The following is a 20,508-nucleotide window of genomic DNA, read 5'->3' as shown; positions in this document are numbered from 1 at the left end:
GTCAACAGGTTGGCGTCTACGGCTACCGCGTGCCGAGGGTTCGCAGGGCAGGATGCAGACATCAATAACCAGAGGATGGAAGCATGGAAGGTACTTCTGCAAGTCCCCAGCGACTGAATGCAGCCCAGCGCTCGGCGCACATTCGCGAAGTGGTGTTGGCCAGGGGCGTCGAGCTGCGCCAGCGCTACCCGATTCTCAACCACCAGGACGCACTGGGTGCGGGGATTCTGGCGTTCGCCCTGGCGGGGATGGTGGGCTCGGCGGCGCTGTATCTCGGCGGCTACATGGCGTGGTGGGCCTGTTTGCTGCTCAACGCGTTTTTCGCCTCGCTGACCCATGAGCTGGAGCACGACCTGATCCATAGCATGTACTTTCGCAAGCAGCGCCTGGCGCACAACCTGATGATGGGCCTGGTGTGGCTGGCGCGGCCGAGCACGATCAATCCCTGGATTCGCCGGCAACTGCACCTCAACCACCACAAGCTGTCCGGCACGGAAGCGGACATGGAAGAGCGGGCGATCACCAACGGCGAGCCCTGGGGCATTGCCCGGTTGCTGATGGTGGGCGACAACATGATGTCGGCGTTCATTCGCTTGCTGCGGGCCAAAACCTGGGCCCACAGGTTCGGCATCCTCAAGCGCGTGCTCAAGGTCTACGCGCCGCTCGCGTTGCTGCACTGGGGGGCGTGGTACCTGTTTCTCGGCTTCCATGGCGCCAATGGCGTGGCCTACCTGTTGGGGACAAGCGTCGACTGGTCGGCGACCACATTGTCGGTCATGGGCGTGATCGATATCGCCGTTGTGGTGATCATCGGTCCGAACGTGCTGCGCACGTTCTGCCTGCACTTCATCAGCTCGAACATGCACTACTACGGCGATGTCGAGCCGGGCAACGTGATGCAGCAGTGCCAGGTGCTGAACCCCTGGTGGCTGTGGCCGCTGCAGGCGTTCTGCTTCAATTTCGGCAGCAGCCACGGGATTCACCATTTTGTGGTGAAGGAGCCGTTCTACATCCGCCAGATGACCGTGCCGGTGGCGCACAAGGTCATGCGCGAGATGGGTGTGCGGTTCAATGATTTCGGCACGTTTGCGCGAGCCAACCGCTTCGTTCGCCAGAACAGTGTCGAACCGCAGGAGGTGCGCACGGCACAGGCGTGATCGATGCTCCCGGACACTCAGACGCTAGTCATCAATTTGACCCGGAAAAGCGCTACGTTGAGGCTTGGAACGTGAATGGTATATGCCATCCGGATCTGACAAGGTAATTAAATATTCCTTTATTGGATATCCGTTTCAGCCAATCATCGCGCTACAACGTGGAGTTTCCGGGGCCGTCTCCTTGGCAGGGTGCGGTCCCTTTTTTATTCTCTCAGGAAACACAATCCCCCTGTGGGGAGCGGGCTTGCTCGCGAAAGCGGAGGGTCAGTGGTTATCTATCTCGACTGACACTCCGCTTTCGCGAGCAAGCCCGCTCCCACAGAAAGCGCTTTGTTATTCAATATAGGTCTTAATAAATAGCTTCTTATTCCTTAACGAATATAACTCTCCTCCCTATACTCGGTCAGCAACAGACATGCCGCAGGAGAGTCCCCCATGCGCAACGAATCAATCCGCTACCTGATTGTGCCGGGCTGGCAAGGATCGCCAGAAGATCATTGGCAAAGCCATTGGCAGAACAGCCTGCCGAACAGCGCACGGGTGGAGCAGGCCGACTGGCTGACGCCGCGTCGTGAAGACTGGGTGGCCGCGCTGGCCGAAGCGATCGCCGCCGACAGCACCCCGGTGATCCTGATCGCCCACAGCCTGGGTTGCATCACGGTGGCGCATTGGGCCGCCACAGCGCCGGTGAACGTGCTGCGTCAGGTGCGCGGTGCCCTGCTGGTCGCCCCTGCGGATGTCGAGCGTCCGGCCTGCGCGCCGGCGCTGCGCAACTTTGCGCCGATCCCCACCGACCTCTTGCCGTTTCCCAGCCAGGTGGTCAGCTCCGACAACGACAGCGCCGTCAGTGCGCCGCGTGCGCTGGAGCTGGCGCGTCACTGGGGCGCCGAGGCGGGCATCCTGTCGGGTGCCGGGCACATCAATGTGAAGTCCGGGCATCAGCGTTGGGAGCAGGGGTTTGCTTATCTCTACCGCCTGCAGAACCGCATGGAGCACCACGCGCTGCGCCGCGCTTGAATTCGTCATTTTTTTAGAAACGCCTCCCCGTCTCCCGGCGGTTTGGGGCGGGAGCCTGCCATGAGTTTTGAAACCTTCGGCCAGCCTCTGCTGACCTTCCCCGATGCCGAAAAAAGTCCCCTGAGCATCCGCGCCAAGGCCCTGGTGTTCGTCGATCCGCGCTCGCGCCAGTTGCGTGAGGAGCTGGAGCAACTGGCGCCGCGTTCGATTTCGGTGTTGATCCGCGGCGAAACCGGCAGCGGCAAGGAACTGCTGGCCCGGCATATCCACCGCGCCAGTGATCGCGGCGGTTTGTTCGTGTCGGTCAACTGCGGCGCGATCAGCCCGACCTACGCCGACGCCGAGCTGTTCGGCTATGCGGCCGGCAGCCACAGCGGCTCGGCGAGCAGCCGCGCCGGGTGGTTCGGTTCGGCCAATGGCGGCACGCTCTACCTGGACGAGATCGGCGACTTGCCACTGCCGATCCAGATCAAGTTGCTCGCCGCCCTGGAAAATCATGAAGTCACTCGCGTGGGCGCCACGCACCCCAGCCCGGTGGACGTGCGCCTGGTCGCGGCGACCAGCATCGACCTGGCGCAGGCGGTGGCCGCCGGAAAATTCCATGAGCGGCTTTATCACTACCTCAGCGAGGGGCAGCTCGAACTGCCGGCGCTACGCGAGCGGGTCGGCGATATCCTGTCGCTGTCCGAATATTTTTTGGGGATCTACAGCCAGCGCCTCGACCTGCCAGTGCCGCTGATCAGCGAGGCCGCGCAACGGGTGCTCGAGCGCCACAACTGGCCGGGCAATACCCGCGAACTGGAAAACGTCATTCACTTCGCATTGTTGGTGAGTCACGGTGACGAGATCCTGCCGGAGCATCTGAACCTTCCGGATTCGCTGACGCAGGTCGAGCATCAGCTCAAGTTGATCCTGGCCAACGGCTCTGCGGCCGAAAGGGAAGCCATTCGAAATCTCCTGAGCGAGTTGGACCCCCTGTAGGAGCGAGCATGCTCCGGGCGGCGTTCCGACGATGGTGGTCAACGATAACGTGGGGCATCAGGTGCCCCGCGGTGTCTTGGAGTCCATCGCGAGCATGCTCGCTCCTACAGGATCGGCGATTTAGAGCTGTATGAGTAAAATGGAATATGAAAGTGAATAAAAGATATTGTTCGGGAATATAAAATCCCGGTATTGTCCGCTCCACGCCAGCGATAGCACTTCACTGGCACACGTACTAATAGCCGTCGTCGATGACGACCGTGATTTTCGATAAGGACACTGCATGAAAAAGGTTCTGTTGTTTACCGCATTGGCGGCTGCTCTGACCGCAGGCCTGGCCCAGGCTGGCGAGAAACTGGTGGTGGCGGCGACCCCGATTCCACACGCCGAGATTCTGGAGCTGATCAAGCCGACCCTCGCCAAAGAAGGCGTGGACCTGGAGATCAAGGTATTCACCGATTACGTTCAGCCGAACGTACAGGTTGCCGAAAAGCGCCTGGACGCCAACTACTTCCAGACCAAGCCGTACCTGGACAGCTTCAACAAAGGCAAGGGCACCAACCTGGAAACCGTGATCGGCGTTCACGTTGAACCTTTCGGCGGCTACTCCAGCAAATACAAATCCCTGTCCGAGCTGCCAAACGGCGCCGTCATCGCCCTGCCAAACGAAGGCAGCAACAGCGGCCGTGCCCTGATCCTGCTGCAGAAAGCTGGCCTGATCGAGCTGAAAGACCCGAGCAACGCCCTGTCGACGCCGAAAGACATCGCCAAGAACCCGCACAACTTCAAGTTCAAGGAATTGGAGTCGGCCTTGCTGCCGCGCGTTCTGAAAGAAGTCGACCTGGACCTGATCAACACCAACTACGCGCTGGAAGCAGGCCTGAACCCGGCTAAAGACGCGCTGGTGATCGAAGGTGCCGATTCGCCGTACGTGAACTTCCTGGTCGCTCGTCCGGACAACAAGGACAGCGCAGCCATCCAGAAACTGGCCAAGGCTTTGACCAGCCCTGAAGTGAAAGCCTTCATCGAGAAGAAGTACAGCGGCGCGGTACTGCCGGCGTTCTGATTCAAGCGGTAAACCCCTTCACGGTTTCGAACGCCGACGGCTAGCGATAGCGTCGGCGTTTTTTTGCCTGCTCGTTTCTCGAAGGGTAACCGTGTGCAGCCAGTGCCTGTAGCAACAGGCACCGCCTGTTCGCGAGCAGACTTGCTCCCGCGAAGGACAGGTGTTCAGGCCACCCCGGCCTTCAACGCCCTGCGCAACGCCACCAGCAGTTTCAGGATGTCCTGCGGGTCCAGTGGTTGCGGTGCTTTTACGTCAGCCATGATGTTCTTCCTTGTGTGGTCCGGCCAGGTCCGGCCAGAAGCTGTGCATCCTTGGAGGGTGGATTCGAGAAAAAGATCCCCCCTGCAGCGCAAAGGAAAGTAGTCGGCTTCCTGCGTGCCGGCCAATTCGGCGGATAGGTTTTTGCGTGATATCAATATGCTTTAACGGTATTTAAATTTAATTTCTTATACCTTTAAAGTCGGTGCTTGCCGGGTCGTTACCCACTGCCCATGGACCGCACCACCGTCGCTTACCGAGCGGCGTCCAGGATGTTCAATGAACTTCGATTACGCTTTTATCCTCAGCACCCTGCCGGCGTTCGTCACTGCGGTAGGCGTGACGTTGCAGGTCGGCTTGATCGCCATCGGCACGTCGCTGCTGGTGGCCTTGATCAACGCGACGATCCTGGTGTTCCGCACGCCTTACCTGCAGCGCCTGGTCGGGCTGTATGTGGAGTTGGCGCGCAACACGCCGCTGTTGATCCAGCTGTTCTTCGTCTACTTCGCGTTGCCGGCCCTGGGCATCAAGGTGTCCGGTTTTGCGGCCGCAATCATCACCATGACGTTCCTCGGCGGAGCCTATCTCACCGAGGTGCTGCGTGCCGGGGTGGAGGCCGTACCTGCGGCGCAACTGGAGTCCGGTCGTTCCATCGGGTTGTCCCACGGTCAATTGCTGCGCTACGTGATCCTGCCGCAAGCGGGCATCCTCAGCCTGCCTTCGCTGTTCGCCAATTTCATTTTCCTGCTGAAAGAAACCACCGTGGTTTCGGCGGTGGCGGTGCCGGAAATTCTCTACACCACCAAAAGCTACATCGCCCTCTACTACAAAACCTACGAAATGCTCGCCGTGCTGACGCTGATCTGCGTGCTGCTGTTTTTACCGCTGTCGCTGTTGCTCAGCCGTCTGGAAAGGAGGCTCCAGCATGGCCAGTTCGGGTCTTGAACTGCTCTGGGTGTCGTTGCCGCAACTGGGCAAGGGCGCTGCGCAAACCCTGTCGATTTCCTTTCTGAGCATCGCCATCAGCACGGTGGGCGGGGTGCTCTACGGCGTGTTGCGTACGCTGAATTCAAAAGCCTTGAACGCGATCCTGCGGGTGTATCTGGAGCTGTTCCGGGCGATTCCGGTGCTGGTCTGGCTGTACCTGCTGTTCTTTGGCCTGCCGATTTTCTTCGGCCTGAGCCTTCCGAGCTTCTGGTGCGCGGTGCTGGTTTTGTCGCTCTGGGGCGCCAGCGAAGTGGGCGAGGTGGTGCGCGGTGCGTTGCATTCGCTACCACGCGGGCAGCGTGAAGCCGGGTTGTCGATCGGCCTGAACGGGCCGCAACTCTACGGCTACGTGTTGCTGCCCCAGGCCCTGAAACGCATGACGCCGCCGACCATCAACGTCTACACGCGAATCATCAAGACCAGCTCCCTGGCGGTGTTGATCGGCGTGGTGGACGTGATCAAGGTCGGCCAGCAGATCATCGAGCGCACCTACGAATCGGTGCTGATCTACGGCGCCCTGTTCCTGTTTTTCTTCTTCATCTGCTACCCGCTGTCAGCCGCCTCGCGTGTGCTGGAGCGGCGCTGGACGCAAGCATGAGCGCATTGATCGAGTTCAAGGGTTTCAACAAGTTCTTTGGCGAGCAGCAGGTGCTCAAGGGCATCGACCTGAACGTCAACTCAGGCGAAGTGATCGTCATCCTCGGTCCCAGCGGCTGCGGCAAGAGCACGTTGTTACGGTGCCTCAACGGCCTGGAAGTCGCCCACGGCGGCAGCCTGGCATTTGCCGGTCGCGAGTTGCTGGACAAGGGCACCGACTGGCGCGAAGTGCGGCAACAGATCGGCATGGTGTTCCAGAGTTACCACCTGTTCCCGCACATGAGCGTGCTCGACAACCTGCTGCTCGGCCCGGTCAAGGTGCAAAAGCGCGAACGTCGTGAGGCACAGGTCCAGGCTGAAGCCCTGCTGGCGCGGGTGGGCCTGCTGGACAAGCGCGATGCCTTTCCCCGCCAGCTCTCCGGTGGTCAGCAGCAACGGATCGCCATCGTTCGTTCGCTGTGCATGAACCCCAGGGTCATGTTGTTTGATGAGGTCACCGCCGCCCTCGACCCGGAAATGGTCAAGGAAGTGCTGGAAGTCATTCAGGGCCTGGCCCGTGAAGGCATGACGCTGCTGATCGTCACCCACGAAATGGCCTTTGCCCGTGCCGTGGCCGACCGAATCGTGTTCATGGATGCCGGGCGAATCCTTGAACAGAACCCCCCCGAGATTTTCTTTACGAACCCGCAAACCGCACGAGCGCAGCAGTTCCTGGAGAAGTTCTCCTACGTCGCCGCCCTACCCGAAACGACTCAAACAAAGGAACTGGAACTGCCATGAAAACTGCCAAGGCTTCACGCTTGCTTCTCCCGCTGCTCGGCCTCGCGCTGCTGGCCGGCTGCAATAAAACCGAGGAACCGCCAAAGCCCAAAGTCGCCAGCGAAAGCAGCGCGCCGGCCGGCTACCTGGAAAAGATCAAGGCGCGGGACAAGTTGATCGTCGGCGTCTTCACCGACAAGCCGCCGTTCGGCTTCGTCGATGAGGCGGGGCGTTACGTCGGTTTCGATACCGACATCGGCCGTCGTTTCGCCAAGGATCTGCTGGGCGACGAAAACAAGATCGAATTCGTTGCAGTGGAGCCGGCCAGCCGAATTCCATTCCTGCAAAGTGACAAGGTCGACCTGATCCTGGCCAACATGACCGTGACCCCGGAGCGCAAGGAGGCGGTGGAATTCACCAACCCGAACCTGAAGGTCGCGGTGCAGGCATTGGTGCCACAGGCCAGCGAGGTGAAAACCCTCGATGACCTGGCGACTCGCACCACCATCGTCACCACCGGCACCACGGCAGACATCTGGCTGACCAAGAACCACCCGGACTGGAAACTGCTCAAGTTCGAGAAGAACTCCGAGTCGCTGCAAGCCCTGGCCAATGGTCGCGGCGATGCCTATGCCCAGGACAACCTGGTGCTGTTCAGCTGGGCCAAGCAGAACCCGGGTTATCGCGTGCTGGCGCAGACGCTGGGTGCCGAAGCGCCAATTGCGCCGGCGGTGAAGAAGGGCAACATCGAGCTGCGTGACTGGGTCAACGCCGAGTTGGCGAAGCTGGGTGAAGAGAAATACCTGCTCAAGCTGTACGACCAGTACGTGCGCAAGGAACTGAGCGACGATACAAAGCCTGAGAGCGTGATTGTCGAGGGTGGCAAGTGGCAGGGGTAACTCACTAGCGCCTCAGACGATCTGTGTGTCCCCATCGCGAGCGGGCTCGCTCCCACAGGTTTTTTGCAGTACCTGGGGGAGCGAGCCCGCTCGCGATTCGGTGCACAGGGCGCCGATCAGCCCGGCCAATTCCACGCCGGCTCATCCAGCACCCGCTGCCCGACCATCCCGGTCTGGCCCAGGGTTTTTTTCAGCACGATGCAATGGCATGCCGGGTCTTCCTGCAACGCCGAAATCAGCCGTCGTGCATGGGACACCACCCACACCTGAGCGTGTTCCGAGGCCCTGATGATCAGGCGCGCCAGCGCGGGCAACAGATCCGGGTGCAGGCTGGTCTCCGGTTCGTTGAGCACCATCAGCGATGGCGGACGGGGTGTCAGCAGCGCCGCGATCAGCAACAGATAACGCAGCGTCCCATCGGACAGCTCGGCCGCCGATAACGGGCGCAGCAAACCTTCCTGATAAAACTCGATCGCGAAGCGTCCACCCGGCAGCGGCTCGATATTCAATCGCGCACCAGGGAACGCATCGCTGATCGCGGCCTGCAAGGCGTCGGGATCACCGATCTCGCGGATGGTCTGCAAGGCTGCTGCCAGGTCCCGCCCATCGTGATGCAGCACCGGCGTACGCGTCCCCAGCTGTGGTTGGCGCGCCGGTGCGTCGGCGTCGCTGCGAAAGTGATCGTAAAAGCGCCAGTGCCGAATGAACTCGCGCATCTGCACGACTTCCGGAGAGCTTCGAAGGCTGCCGACCTGATCGAACAGGCTGTCGAAATGTGGCGTGTGCTGGGCCAGCACGTCCCAGCTGCGACCGGCACGGGCGCGAATCATCGAGCCATCGCGATCCACCAACAGGCTGGCGGGGCGATAGAGCGGCCCGGACCAGATGCATTCCTTCTTGATTTCCGGGTCGAGGGAAAATGCCGACAGACTCGGCACCGGCAGGCCCAGGGCGATCGAATAGCTGAAGTCCTCGCCGGCAAATCCCAGGCGCAGGCGTTTGACGCCGTGCCGCACGGTCGACTGGATAGGCACCTCACCGCTACGCATGCGCCGGGTGATGATTTCCGGCCCCGCCCAGAACGTCGAGTCCAGGCCGCCCTCGCGGGCCAAGGCGTTGACCACGCCGCCCTGAGCGGTTTCCGCCAACAGACGCAACGCGCGGTAGAGGTTGGATTTGCCGCTGCCGTTCGGCCCGGTGATCAGGTTCAAGCGCCCCAGGGGAATCACCAGGTTGTTGATCGAGCGGTAGTTGGCCACCGCGAGGGTTTTGAGCATGAAAAGCTTCCTTTACCGGGTTGCCCGGTTGTCTGCCTTCTTGGGGGCGCGCGCCTCACGGCACTCTCAAGACCATCGCGAGCGAGCTCGCTCCTAAGGGGAGGGCCGCCAGCTGTGCAGCTATTGAACCCTGTTCTAAGCTCACAGTCGTATTGCCATTGGCACGTCCGTACAGCGCAAAGGAGTTTGCATGGCTGGTCCCGGGTTGAAAAGAGTGGTTGGCCTGAGCCTCCTGCTGCTGTTGAGCGCCTGCGGCGAAAAACCCCAGGTCGAGAAAGATCGCCCACGGGTCTTCGTGCAGGTGGTCAAGCCGGCCGAATACGCCGCGTCGGTGACACTCACCGGTGATGTGCAGGCACGGGTCCAGACCGACCTGTCGTTTCGCGTCGGCGGCAAGATCATCCAGCGCTCGGTCGATGTCGGTGACCGGGTGTCGGCCAAGCAGGTGTTGGCCAAACTCGACCCGAAAGACCTGCAGACCAACGTCGACTCCGCCAAGGCCCAGGTGGTCGCCGAGCAGGCGCGTGTCACCCAGACCGCCGCTGCCTTCGTTCGCCAGCAAAAGCTCCTGCCCAAGGGTTACACCAGCCAGAGCGAATACGACTCGGCCCAGGCGGCATTGCGCAGCAGTCAAAGTGCCCTGACCGCCGCCCAGGCGCAGTTGGCCAACGCCCGCGATCAACTGAGTTATACCGCGCTGATTGCCGACGCACCGGGGATCATCACCGCGCGTCAGGCCGAGGTGGGCCAGGTGGTGCAGGCCACGGTGCCGATTTTCAGCCTGGCCCGGGACGGTGAGCGCGACGCGGTGTTCAACGTCTACGAATCGCTGCTGGCCCATGAGCCGGACGACAAGACCATCGTGGTCAGCCTGCTCGACAACCCCGCCATCAAGACCACCGGCACGGTGCGGGAGATCACCCCGGCGGTTTCCGCGCAGACCGGCACGGTGCAGGTCAAGGTCACGCTCGACGGCCTGCCGGATGGCATGCAGCTCGGCTCGGTGGTCAGTGCCACCGCGAAGGTACCGGGCAAGTCGGCCGTTGAGCTGCCGTGGTCGGCGCTCACCAAAAACCTCAGCGAGCCGGCCGTGTGGCTCGTGGACGAGCAAGGCGCCGCGCAGTTGCACACGGTCACGGTCGGTCGCTACCTGACCGGCAAGGTGATCATCAGCGACGGCCTGAAGGACGGTGACAAAGTGATCATCGCCGGCGGCCAGTTGTTGCACCCCGGCGTCAAGGTCGAGATCGCCGAGAACACTTACAAAGACTTGGCCGAGGGAGTCCAGCCATGATCCGTGTGTCGTTGGCTGTCGCGGCTTTGATGCTGGTGGGCTGCTCGGAGAAGGAGCCACCGCCGGAACCGGTGCGACCGGTACTGTCGGTGCAGGTGCAGGCATTGGGCGAAGAAACCCTGGGGCGCTTCGCCGGCAGCATTCAGGCCCGTTACGAATCCAATGTCGGCTTTCGTGTACCGGGGCGCATTGCCAGTCGTAACGTCGATGTGGGCGCCGAGGTGGAAAAGGGCGCCTTGCTTGCGACGCTCGATCCTACGGATCAGCAGAACCAGTTGCGCGCCGCACAGGGTGATCTGGCCCAGGTCCAGGCGCAACTGATCAATGCCAAGGCCGATGCCCGACGCCAGCAGGAACTGTTCGATCGCGGGGTTGGCGCACAGGCTCAGTTGGACATCGCACAGACCAACCTGAAAACCACGCAAGCGTCCGTCGACCAGGCGAAGGCAGCGGTCGATCAGGCAAAGGATGCGCTTGGCTATGTCGAGCTGCGCACCGACCACAAGGCGATTGTCACCGCCTGGAATGCCGAAGCCGGGCAAGTAGTGACGGCCGGCCAGCAAGTGGTGACCCTGGCGCAGCCGGACATCAAGGAGGCGGTAATTGATCTGCCGGACACGCTGGTCGAGCAATTGCCGGCGGACGTGGTGTTTCAGGTCGCCGTGGAACTGGACCCGAGCGTTACCACCACGGCCACCGTGCGGGAAATCGAACCCCAGGCCCAGAGCGCTACGCGCACCCGCCGCGCGCGCCTGACCCTGGCCGAGACCCCGCCCGGTTTTCGCCTGGGCACCGCCATCAACGTCACCCTCAGCTCGACGATCAAGCCGCGTATCGAACTGCCCCTGACGGCGTTGCAGGAGGTCGACGGCCAATCGCGCATTTGGGTCATCGATCCGCAAAGTGCGACGGTGTCGCCGCGTGATGTGACCCTGGTCAGCCGCACCGATTCGACGATGGTGCTGGCCAGCGGCGTGAAGTCCGGCGAACGGGTGGTGAGTGCCGGTGTGAACAGCCTGAAGCCCGGGCAGAAAGTCAAAATCGATGAGGACAGCCCGCGATGAAAGGGAGTTTCAACTTATCCGAGTGGGCCCTCAAACATCAGTCGTTTGTCTGGTACCTGATGCTGGTCGGACTGCTGATGGGCGTGTTCTCCTACCTGAACCTGGGTCGCGAGGAGGACCCTTCGTTCACCATCAAGACCATGGTCATCCAGAGCCGCTGGCCGGGCGCGACCCAGGAAGAAACCCTCAAGCAGGTCACGGACCGCATCGAGAAAAAACTCGAGGAACTCGATTCCCTCGACTACGTGAAAAGCTACACCCGGCCCGGCGAGTCGACGGTGTTCGTGTTCCTGCGCGACACCACCAGCGCCAAGGACATCCCGGAAATCTGGTACCAGGTGCGCAAGAAGATCAACGACATTCGCGGCCAGTTCCCCCAGGGGCTGCAAGGGCCGGCGTTCAACGACGAATTCGGCGATGTGTTCGGGTCGGTGTACGCCTTCACCGCCGACGGTCTGTCGATGCGTCAGTTGCGCGATTACGTCGAACAGGTCCGCGCCGAGATCCGCGACGTGCCGGGGCTGGGCAAGGTCGAGATGATCGGCGAACAGGATGAAGTGCTCTACCTGAACTTCTCCACCCGCAAACTGGCGGCGCTGGGCATTGATGAGCGTCAGGTGGTGTCGAGCCTGCAATCGCAGAACGCGGTGACGCCCGCCGGGGTGATCGAGGCCGGGCCGGAGCGGATTTCCGTGCGCACCAGCGGCCAGTTCGCCTCGGAAAAAGACCTGGCAAACGTCAACTTGCGGCTCAATGACCGCTTCTATCGCCTGGCGGACATTGCCGAGATCAGCCGGGGTTATGTCGACCCGGCGAACCCGGAGTTTCGTTTCAACGGGCAGCCGGCCATCGGCCTGGCCATCGCCATGAAGAAGGGCGGCAACATCCAGTCGTTCGGCAAGGCGCTGCACCAGCGCATGACCGAGCTGACCGCCGATCTGCCGGTGGGCGTTGGCGTGCACAACGTGTCCGACCAGGCCGCAGTGGTGGAAAAGGCCGTCGGCGGCTTCACCAGCGCCCTGTTCGAAGCGGTGGTGATCGTGATGCTGGTCAGTTTCGTCAGCCTGGGTGTACGCGCCGGTCTGGTGGTGGCTTGCTCGATTCCCCTGGTGCTGGCCATGGTCTTCGTGTTCATGGAATACAGCGGCATCACCATGCAACGAATTTCCCTCGGCGCCCTGATCATCGCCCTCGGCCTGCTGGTGGATGACGCGATGATCACCGTCGAAATGATGGTCACGCGCCTGGAAATGGGCGAAACCAAGGAACAGGCCGCCACGTTCGCCTACACCTCCACCGCATTCCCGATGCTCACCGGCACCCTGGTGACGGTCGCCGGTTTCGTGCCCATCGGCCTCAACGCCAGTTCGGCGGGCGAGTACACCTTCACGCTGTTCGCGGTTATCGCCGTGGCGATGCTGGTGTCATGGATAGTCGCCGTGCTGTTCGCCCCGGTGATCGGCGTGCACATCCTCAGCGCCAACGTCAAACCCCACAATGCCGAGCCCGGGCGCATTGGCCGTGGCTTCAACTACGGCATGCTCTGGGCGATGCGCAATCGCTGGTGGGCCATCGGCATCACCATCACGCTGTTCCTGGTGTCGGTGTACTCCATGCGGTTCGTGCAGAACCAGTTCTTCCCGTCTTCGGACCGTCCGGAAATCCTCGTCGACCTGAACCTGCCGCAAAACGCTTCGATCGCCGAAACCCGCAAGGCCGTGGACAAGCTGGAAGCGACGCTCAAGGACGACCCTGACATCGAGCGCTGGAGCACCTACATCGGCGAAGGCGCGATCCGTTTCTACCTGCCGCTGGACCAGCAGTTGCAGAACCCGTACTACGCGCAACTGGTCATCGTCAGCAAAGGCCTGGAGTCGCGCGAGGCCCTCAGCCAGCGGTTGCGCGAACGCTTGCGCAAGGAGTTCGTCGGCATCGGCAGCTACGTCCAGGCACTGGAAATGGGGCCGCCGGTCGGTCGGCCCATTCAATACCGGGTCAGTGGCAAGGACATCGACCAGGTGCGCAAGCACGCCATCGCCCTGGCCACCGAACTGGACAAGAATTCGCACATCGGCGAGATCATCTACGACTGGAACGAGCCGGGCAAAGTGCTGCGTATCGACATCGCCCAGGACAAGGTGCGGCAGTTGGGGCTGTCATCGGAAGAAGTGGCGAACCTGATGAACAGCATCGTCGCCGGAGCGCCCGTGACGCAGGTCGATGATGACATCTACCTGATCAACGTCGTGGGGCGCGCGGTCGACGATGAGCGCGGTACGCCGGAAACCCTGCAGAACCTGCAGATCGTCACGCCCAGCGGCACCTCGATTCCACTGCTGGCCTTCGCCACCCTGCGCTATGAGCTCGAGCAGCCACTGGTGTGGCGTCGCGACCGCAGGCCGACGATCACCATCAAGGCGGCGGTGCGCGACGAGATTCAACCGACCGACCTGGTCACGCAATTGAAGCCGACCATCGACCAGTTCGCCGCTTCGTTGCCGGTGGGCTACAAGGTCGCCACTGGCGGCACGGTGGAGGAAAGCGCCAAGGCCCAGGGGCCGATCGCCAAGGTCGTGCCGTTGATGCTGTTCCTGATGGCGACCTTCTTGATGATCCAGCTGCACAGCGGGCAGAAGCTGTTCCTGGTCGCCAGCGTCGCGCCGCTCGGACTGATTGGCGTGGTCCTGGCGCTGATTCCGACGGGCACGCCGATGGGCTTCGTGGCGATCCTCGGGATTCTGGCGTTAATCGGCATCATCATCCGCAACTCGGTGATTCTGGTAACCCAGATCGATGCCTACGAGAAGGCCGGTTCCACGCCATGGGACGCGGTGGTGCAAGCCACGGAGCACCGGCGCCGACCGATTCTGCTGACCGCCGCAGCGGCGAGCCTGGGGATGATCCCGATTGCCCGGGAAGTGTTCTGGGGGCCGATGGCCTACGCGATGATTGGCGGCATCATCATCGCGACGCTGCTGACGCTATTGTTCTTGCCGGCGCTGTATGTGGCCTGGTACAGGATTCGTGAGCCGAAAAACGAGGCGCAGTGACGGCGGGCGCTGCGCGCGCATCCTCGGAACGCCGCCCTGTGGGAGCGGGCTTGCCCGCGATGGCGTCGGCACTGCTTAAACGCATTTACGCCAAACACTCGCCAACCAAGGCTGCTGCTCCCTCGGCAATCCCGCCGGCCGGTAGTAATGCTCCAGCTCCGCAAACCCCGCCTCGATCAAAAGCCCCTGCCAGGCTGCCAGATCGTGATAGGCCCCATACCGCGACCCATTCCACCCTTCCTGGTTCTCGCCACGGGGATTGGAACTGAACAACACACCGCCCGGCTTCAACGTGCCATGCAACTGCCGGAGTACCCGAGGCAATTCCTGGCGCGGAATGTGGAACAGCACCGCATTGGCAAAAATCCCGTCGAAGCGCCCGGCTGGCAGGTCGAGCTTGAGGAAATCCTGCTGCCACACCTCGCAACCGCTGTCCTCGCGCGCCATCCGGGCAAACTCTTGCGAGCCATCGAGTCCTACCGCGCGGTGGCCCAGGCGCGTGAACGTCTGCAAATCGCGCCCGGGCCCGCAACCAAAATCGAGAATGTCGAATGGCGCTTCGCCCTGAATATGGCGCAGCAATGCATCGATGTTCTGGCTGACATCGTGATCGCGGGTGCCATCGCGAAAGCCTTCGGCCACCGAATTGTAATGGCCCAGGGTGGTGGCGGTGATTTGCTCAAGGTCGGCGGGGGTCTGTTTCATGGTCGGCTGCACAGGCTGGGAATCTGCCGAATATACGCCATACGGGCGGGCGACCCTGTGACTTCTTACGGGGCGTCCGCCGTGTCGGTTATTGCCGTCAGAATTTTGCGATCTGCTCTTTTGCAGCCGGCCGATCAACGCTTGTTCAACCCCCGAGCCAAGCGATCCCCACCCAACTGAATCACCGCCACCAACGCCACCAGCAACACGATCACCGTCAACATGATCTGACTGTCGAAGCGCTGATAGCCGTAGCGATAGGCGATGTCGCCCAACCCGCCCGCGCCAATCGCGCCGGCCATGGCCGAGGAGTTGATCATGGTCACCAGGGTAATGGTGAAACCACCGACGATTCCCGGCAGCGCCTCAGGCAACAACACATGCCAGACAATGTGCCAGCGCCGGCAGCCCATGGCCTGCGCCGCTTCGATCAAGCCATGGTCCACTTCGCGCAGACTGACCTCGGCGATGCGCGCAAAGAACGGCGTGGCGGCGATGGTCAGCGGCACCACGGCGGCCCAGACACCGTAGGTGGTGCCGACGATCAGGCGAGTGAACGGGATGAGCGCCACCATCAGGATCAGGAAGGGGATCGAGCGGAACAGGTTGACGAACGCACCCAGCGCGCGGTTCAGCGCCGGTGCCTCGTAGATCCCGCCCTTGCCACTGGTCACCAGGATCACCGCCAGCGGTATGCCCGCCAGCAGTGCGATCAATGACGACACCCCGACCATCAGGAAGGTGTCGATGAAACCTTGCAGCAAACGATCAAACCACATAACCGAGCACCTCCACCTGTTGGGCCCAGCGACTGGCGCGCAGGCGCAATTCTTCAGCGCCCAGCGACGAGCCGGACACCGCCAGCAGCAATTGCCCCAGGGCATGCCCCTGAATCCGTTCCACGCCGCCCTGCAGCAACCGCACGCGACCGCCGAGGGCGGCGAACAGCGCGGCCAGGTCCGGTTCGTCGCTTGTGCTGCCGGTGAACTGCAAACGCAGGACCACGGCGGCCTCGGGGGATTGCAGTTGCGTCTGCAGACGGCTTTGCAGTTCCGCCGGCAACCCGTGTTGCAACGGGGCGAGCAGGGTTTTGCTGACCTCGTGCTGCGGGTTGCCGAAGACTTCCCACACCGGCCCTTGCTCGACGATGCGACCATGCTCCAGCACCACCACGCGGTCGCAGATGTCGCGGATCACCGCCATTTCGTGGGTGATCAGCACGATGGTCAAACCCAGGCGCTGGTTGATCTCGCGCAGCAGGCCAAGGATCGATTGCGTGGTCTCCGGATCCAGTGCCGACGTGGCTTCATCGCACAGCAGGATCTCGGGGTCGTGCACCAGTGCGCGGGCGATGCCGACGCGCTGTTTCTGTCCGCCGGAAAGCTGCGCCGGGTACGCCTTGTGTTTGGCTTGCAGGCCTACCAGCTCCAGCAGTTCACGGACCTTGCGCTCGCGTTGCTCTCTGGGTACGCCGGCGACTTTCAGCGGCAGCTCGACGTTCTGCCAGACGGTCTTGGCCGACATCAGGTTGAAGTGCTGGAAGATCATGCCGATGCGCCGGCGCAGCGTCACCAGACGGTCTTCATCGAACTCGCCGATGTCGACCTGATCGATCAGCACGCGACCGCTGCTCGGCTGCTCCAGGCGGTTGATGGTGCGGATCAGCGACGACTTGCCGGCGCCGCTGCGACCGATGATGCCGAACACTTCGCCTCGCTGGATCGCCAGGTCGATGCCGTGCAGGGCGGCCACCGGGCCTTGCTGGCCGTTGTAGGTCTTGCCCACGCCGATGAAGCGCACGTGGGCGTGATTGAGCTGCGGGTGCAGTTCGGTCTGTTCGACTTTATGTCGCTCTGGAATTTCCAGTCGCAAGGGCGTCGCCGCAGTCATTTTCAGCTTTCCCAACCGGCTTGATAGAGCTTGCCGTGGGCTTTATCCAGGGCGGCGCGAACGGCAGGCGAGTGCTGGTAGATGTCGACGAACTTGATCAGGCGCGGATCGGTTTTGCTGTTGGGCTGGATCACGAACTGGATCACGTATTCCTTGTGATCGAGCCCGTCGAAGAGCAGCGCGGAACCGGCATCGAAAGTCTTGGCCAGGCGGATGTAAGCCGGGTAGCCCTGGACCAGATCGGCGTCGTCATACGCGCGCACCAGTTGCACGGCTTCGACCTGCAGGATCCTGATTTTTTTCGGGTTGGCGACGATGTCTTCTTCGGTGGCCTTGTAGCCCACCCCCGGCTTGAGCGTGATCAGCCCGGCCTTGGCCAGCAACTGCAAGCCGCGACCGCTGTTGATCGGGTCGTTGGCGATGGCCACGCTGGCGCCTTCGGGCAGCTCGTCGAAGCTTTTGTATTGCTTCGAGTAGAGGCCGACGTTGTTGATGATCCCCGGCGCGAACGGCACCAGGTCGAAACCTGCGGCGGCCTTGGCGTTTTCCAGGAACGGGATGTGCTGGAAATAATTCACGTCGATGTCGCCGGCCGCGAGGCTGACGTTGGGGGCGATCCAGTCGGTGAATTCCACCAGTTCGACTTTCAGGCCTTGTTTGCCGGCTTCCTCGACCGCCGCTTCCAGTGGAATGGCGAACGCGGCGGTGGTGCCGACTTTCAGCGGCGCGTCGGCGGCGAAGGTGACGGAACTGAAGAGGCCGAGGGCCAGGGCCAGTGCTTTGACTGGGTGGGAGAGGTAGTGTTTGGTCATGATGTTTTTCCAGTCAGTGCTTTGGATTTTGGTTGTCTGTTGGGGCCTCATCGCGAGCAAGCGCGCTCCTAAAGGGGCATTGGGAGCCCCGAGAACCCCGTGGGAGCGGGCTTGCCTGCGATGCTTTTCAACGGCGAAACGCGGACCCCGCATGCTGCTCAGGTAAATGCGCCCCCTCGTGAAACAGCTTGTGCCGCAAGCTGCCGTCGTCATAAGCGGTCTTGTACGACCCGCGACGCTGCAACTCGGGAATCACCAGGTCGATGAAGTCCACATAGCTTTCCGGGGTGACGATGCGGGTCAGGTTGAAACCGTCCAGCCCGGTTTCGGCAATCCACGATTCCAGCTCATCCGCCACTTGTTCGGGTGAACCGACCACGGTGATGTAACGCCCGCCCAAGGCGTGTTGTTCGAGCAGTCGGCGAGGGGTCCAGTCGTTGTTCTGCAGGTGTTTGGTCGCCGATTGGATCGCGTTGCTCTTCACGTACTGGATCGGTTCGTCGATGGCGTATTCGGAGAAATCGATCCCGGTGGACGCCGAGAAATGCGCCACGCCGGCTTCGGCGCTGGCGTAGCTGCGATACTCGGCTTGCTTGGCCCAGGCCAGCTCCTCGGTGGCGCCGACGATCACGTTCAGGCCCATGAACACCTTCACGTCCTGCGGGTTGCGCCCGGCCTCGACGGCGCTGGCGCGAACCTTGTCGACCTGGGCCTTCGTCGAGGGTTTGTTCTGGCCACTGATGAACACGCATTCGGCATGCCGTCCGGCGAACAGCAAACCGCGATCCGAACTGCCGGCCTGGAACAGCACCGGGGTGCGCTGCGGCGAAGGCTCGCAGAGGTGATAACCCTCGACCTGATAGAACTCGCCCTTGTGCTCGACCTTGTGCACTTTGTCCGGCTGCGCGTAGATCCGCTGTTGCGGGTCATTGAGCACCGCGTCGTTTTCCCAGCTGCCCTCCCAGAGTTTGTAGAGCACTTCGAGGTATTCGTCCGCCTGGTCGTAACGCCGGTCGTGTTCCACCTGCTCGCTCAGTCCCATGGCCTTGGCGGCGCTGTCCAGGTAACCGGTGACGATGTTCCAGCCGACCCGGCCACGGCTCAGGTGATCGAGCGTCGACATGCGACGGGCGAACAGGTAGGGCGGTTCGTAGGTCAGGTTGGCGGTCAGGCCGAAGCCCAGGTTTTTCGTCACGGCGGCCATGGCCGACACCAGCAGCAAGGGGTCGTTGACCGGCAGCTGGATCGACTCTTTGAGCGGCACGTCCACCGAGTTCTGGTAGACGTCATACACACCGACGATGTCGGCAATGAACAGGCCGTCGAACAGGCCGCGCTCCAGCAACTGCGCCAGGTCGGTCCAGTACTCGATCGTCTTGTACTGGGTCGAGGTGTCCCGTGGATGGGTCCACAAACCGTGATTGATGTGCCCGACGCAGTTCATGTTGAAGGCGTTGAGCAGAATCTTTTTCTTCGCCTCGGCCATCAGATAGTCCCCCGTCGTGGCGGGTTTTCATCGTTGAGGTAGAAGTTGCCCACGGCGTGGTATTTCCAGCGCACCGGGTCGTGCAGCGTGTGCACCCGGGCGTTGCGCCAGTGACGATCGAGGCCGTGCTCGATCAGGGTGGCTTGGCTGCCGGCCAGTTCGAACAGTGTGCTACCGGCCGCGAGGGAAATTTCGGTGCTGATGGCGCGGGCCTCGGCCACGGCAATCGAGGCGGCCGCGACAGTCTCGTCGTTGGTCTCGGCCTGGGCCTTGTCGAGGTACTCACCAGCGCGTTCCAGCAGGGCCTCGGTGGCATGCAGGCGAACGCTCAGGTGGCCGAAGCTCTTGAGGGTCAGCGGGTCTTCGCTGGCCTTTTCATGGGTGGCGTCGATCCACGGACGGGTTTTAGTGCGCACGAAATGCAGCGCATCTTCGTAGGCCGCGCGGGCGATGCCGGTGTCGATGGCCGCATGAAGAATCTGTGCCAGCGGACCGACGGTCGTCGGGCGCTCGAATGCGCTTTGAAAGGCGATGACGTCCTCGGCGTCGACATGGACGTCTTCGAACACCACCGAGCCGCTGCCGGTGGTGCGCTGACCGAAGCCGCTCCAGTCGTCGATGACCGTCAGGCCTTGGCTGTCACGCGCCACGAATGCGAGTTGCTGTACACCGTTTTCATCCACCACCGAGGTCGGGATGCGTTGTGCGTAGATCGCCCCCGTGGCGTAGAACTTGCGACCGTTGATGCGATAACCGTCACCAGAGCGGGTGAGGCGCGTGGTACGGTCGTGGGCCGTTTTAGTGCCGAGTTCGGCGAGCGCGTTGCCGAATCGCTGACCGGCCAGCACTTCGGCATAGAGGCGTTTTTTCTGCGCTTCGCTGCCGTTTACCCGCAGCACTTCGAGGGCATAGAAATGGTTCTGCGGAATCTGTCCCAGGGAGCCATCGGCCTGGGCGATCAGAGCGATCACCTTGGCCAGGGTGACATTGGAAACGCCGGCGCCGCCGTATGCCTTTGGCACGCTGATGCCCCAGAGGCCCGAGCGGGAAAACACTTCCAGCTCCGGCAGCGGCAGACGACGCTCGCGGTCGCGCAGGGCGGCATCGCGTTTGAAATCCTCGGCCAGGTCACTGGCGACGATCAGGGCTTGCTCATCGCTGGTGATGACCGCGACGTGACGAGAAAGAGACATGTGTTTCTCCAGAGAT

At 62.1% G+C, this 20,508-nt stretch carries 18 protein-coding genes; 11 read left to right on the top strand and 7 right to left on the bottom strand.

All coding sequences use genetic code 11. The annotated features are described in order from the left end of the window. The first annotated feature begins 83 nt into the window (after window positions 1–83). The 8 genes from QIW53_RS19375 (at window position 84) to QIW53_RS19340 (ending at window position 7,721) form a co-directional block, all read left to right on the top strand. Window positions 84–1,157 (top strand): fatty acid desaturase, encoded by a 1,074-nt coding sequence (locus tag QIW53_RS19375; protein ID WP_371051244.1) that lies wholly within the window; start codon window positions 84–86, stop codon window positions 1,155–1,157. Window positions 1,158–1,592: 435 nt separating this feature from the next. Continuing rightward, on the top strand, window positions 1,593–2,174 hold the full coding sequence (locus tag QIW53_RS19370; protein WP_371051243.1) for an alpha/beta hydrolase: 582 nt from the start codon (window positions 1,593–1,595) through the stop codon (window positions 2,172–2,174). A 60-nt stretch (window positions 2,175–2,234) separates the two neighbouring features. Next, window positions 2,235–3,155, top strand: coding sequence for a sigma 54-interacting transcriptional regulator (locus QIW53_RS19365; protein WP_371051242.1), 921 nt, complete (start codon window positions 2,235–2,237; stop codon window positions 3,153–3,155). Between the two features lie 283 nt (window positions 3,156–3,438). Next, window positions 3,439–4,221, top strand: coding sequence for a MetQ/NlpA family ABC transporter substrate-binding protein (locus QIW53_RS19360; RefSeq protein ID WP_371051241.1), 783 nt, complete (start codon window positions 3,439–3,441; stop codon window positions 4,219–4,221). A 537-nt stretch (window positions 4,222–4,758) separates the two neighbouring features. Further along, window positions 4,759–5,424, top strand: coding sequence for an amino acid ABC transporter permease (locus QIW53_RS19355; RefSeq protein ID WP_371051240.1), 666 nt, complete (start codon window positions 4,759–4,761; stop codon window positions 5,422–5,424). Further along, window positions 5,405–6,064 (top strand): amino acid ABC transporter permease, encoded by a 660-nt coding sequence (locus tag QIW53_RS19350; RefSeq protein WP_192307434.1) that lies wholly within the window; start codon window positions 5,405–5,407, stop codon window positions 6,062–6,064. Before QIW53_RS19355 ends, QIW53_RS19350 begins: the two co-directional genes overlap by 20 nt. Further along, complete coding sequence (locus QIW53_RS19345; protein ID WP_192307435.1) at window positions 6,061–6,843, top strand: amino acid ABC transporter ATP-binding protein; 783 nt, start codon at window positions 6,061–6,063, stop codon at window positions 6,841–6,843. The genes QIW53_RS19350 and QIW53_RS19345 overlap by 4 nt, the downstream gene beginning before the upstream one ends. Further along, window positions 6,840–7,721 carry a transporter substrate-binding domain-containing protein gene (locus tag QIW53_RS19340; RefSeq protein ID WP_371051239.1) on the top strand — a complete coding sequence of 294 codons (882 nt, stop codon included), beginning with the start codon at window positions 6,840–6,842 and terminating at the stop codon, window positions 7,719–7,721. The genes QIW53_RS19345 and QIW53_RS19340 overlap by 4 nt, the downstream gene beginning before the upstream one ends. Window positions 7,722–7,837: 116 nt before the next feature. Here QIW53_RS19340 and QIW53_RS19335 read toward each other — a convergent pair whose 3' ends face one another. Further along, window positions 7,838–8,998 (bottom strand): AAA family ATPase, encoded by a 1,161-nt coding sequence (locus QIW53_RS19335; RefSeq protein WP_371051238.1) that lies wholly within the window; start codon window positions 8,996–8,998, stop codon window positions 7,838–7,840. 190 nt (window positions 8,999–9,188) lie between these two features. On the opposite strand from QIW53_RS19335, the gene QIW53_RS19330 reads away from it, so the two are divergent. The 3 genes from QIW53_RS19330 to QIW53_RS19320 are packed head-to-tail and all read left to right on the top strand — an operon-like array spanning window position 9,189 to window position 14,406. After that, entirely contained in the window at window positions 9,189–10,292 is a 1,104-nt protein-coding gene (locus QIW53_RS19330) for an efflux RND transporter periplasmic adaptor subunit (RefSeq protein WP_371051237.1), read from the top strand. Next, a complete protein-coding gene (locus QIW53_RS19325) occupies window positions 10,289–11,356 on the top strand; it encodes an efflux RND transporter periplasmic adaptor subunit (RefSeq protein WP_371051236.1) in 1,068 nt (355 codons plus the stop codon). The genes QIW53_RS19330 and QIW53_RS19325 overlap by 4 nt, the downstream gene beginning before the upstream one ends. Next, on the top strand, window positions 11,353–14,406 hold the full coding sequence (locus tag QIW53_RS19320) for an efflux RND transporter permease subunit (protein WP_371051235.1): 3,054 nt from the start codon (window positions 11,353–11,355) through the stop codon (window positions 14,404–14,406). The genes QIW53_RS19325 and QIW53_RS19320 overlap by 4 nt, the downstream gene beginning before the upstream one ends. Window positions 14,407–14,481: 75 nt before the next feature. Here QIW53_RS19320 and QIW53_RS19315 read toward each other — a convergent pair whose 3' ends face one another. From QIW53_RS19315 to QIW53_RS19290, 6 genes are all read right to left on the bottom strand, one after another. Then, complete coding sequence (locus tag QIW53_RS19315) at window positions 14,482–15,111, bottom strand: class I SAM-dependent methyltransferase (protein WP_371051234.1); 630 nt, start codon at window positions 15,109–15,111, stop codon at window positions 14,482–14,484. 134 nt (window positions 15,112–15,245) lie between these two features. Further along, window positions 15,246–15,890 carry a methionine ABC transporter permease gene (locus tag QIW53_RS19310; RefSeq protein ID WP_025211262.1) on the bottom strand — a complete coding sequence of 215 codons (645 nt, stop codon included), beginning with the start codon at window positions 15,888–15,890 and terminating at the stop codon, window positions 15,246–15,248. Next, window positions 15,880–17,001: a methionine ABC transporter ATP-binding protein gene (locus tag QIW53_RS19305; RefSeq protein ID WP_371051233.1), complete on the bottom strand. Its 1,122-nt coding sequence runs from the start codon at window positions 16,999–17,001 to the stop codon at window positions 15,880–15,882. The genes QIW53_RS19310 and QIW53_RS19305 overlap by 11 nt, the downstream gene beginning before the upstream one ends. Before the next feature lie 2 nt (window positions 17,002–17,003). Then, window positions 17,004–17,813 carry a MetQ/NlpA family ABC transporter substrate-binding protein gene (locus tag QIW53_RS19300; protein WP_371051232.1) on the bottom strand — a complete coding sequence of 270 codons (810 nt, stop codon included), beginning with the start codon at window positions 17,811–17,813 and terminating at the stop codon, window positions 17,004–17,006. Window positions 17,814–17,940: 127 nt separating this feature from the next. Then, window positions 17,941–19,299, bottom strand: coding sequence for an LLM class flavin-dependent oxidoreductase (locus QIW53_RS19295; protein ID WP_371051231.1), 1,359 nt, complete (start codon window positions 19,297–19,299; stop codon window positions 17,941–17,943). Continuing rightward, window positions 19,299–20,492: an SfnB family sulfur acquisition oxidoreductase gene (locus tag QIW53_RS19290; protein WP_371051230.1), complete on the bottom strand. Its 1,194-nt coding sequence runs from the start codon at window positions 20,490–20,492 to the stop codon at window positions 19,299–19,301. Before QIW53_RS19290 ends, QIW53_RS19295 begins: the two co-directional genes overlap by 1 nt. Window positions 20,493–20,508 lie beyond the last annotated feature (16 nt).

Source organism: Pseudomonas fluorescens, assembly GCF_041354075.1.
Classification (GTDB): Bacteria; Pseudomonadota; Gammaproteobacteria; order Pseudomonadales; family Pseudomonadaceae; genus Aquipseudomonas; species Aquipseudomonas fluorescens_CE.
Note: the sequence above shows the minus strand (reverse complement) of the source record. Positions and strands in the feature narration are given on the sequence as shown.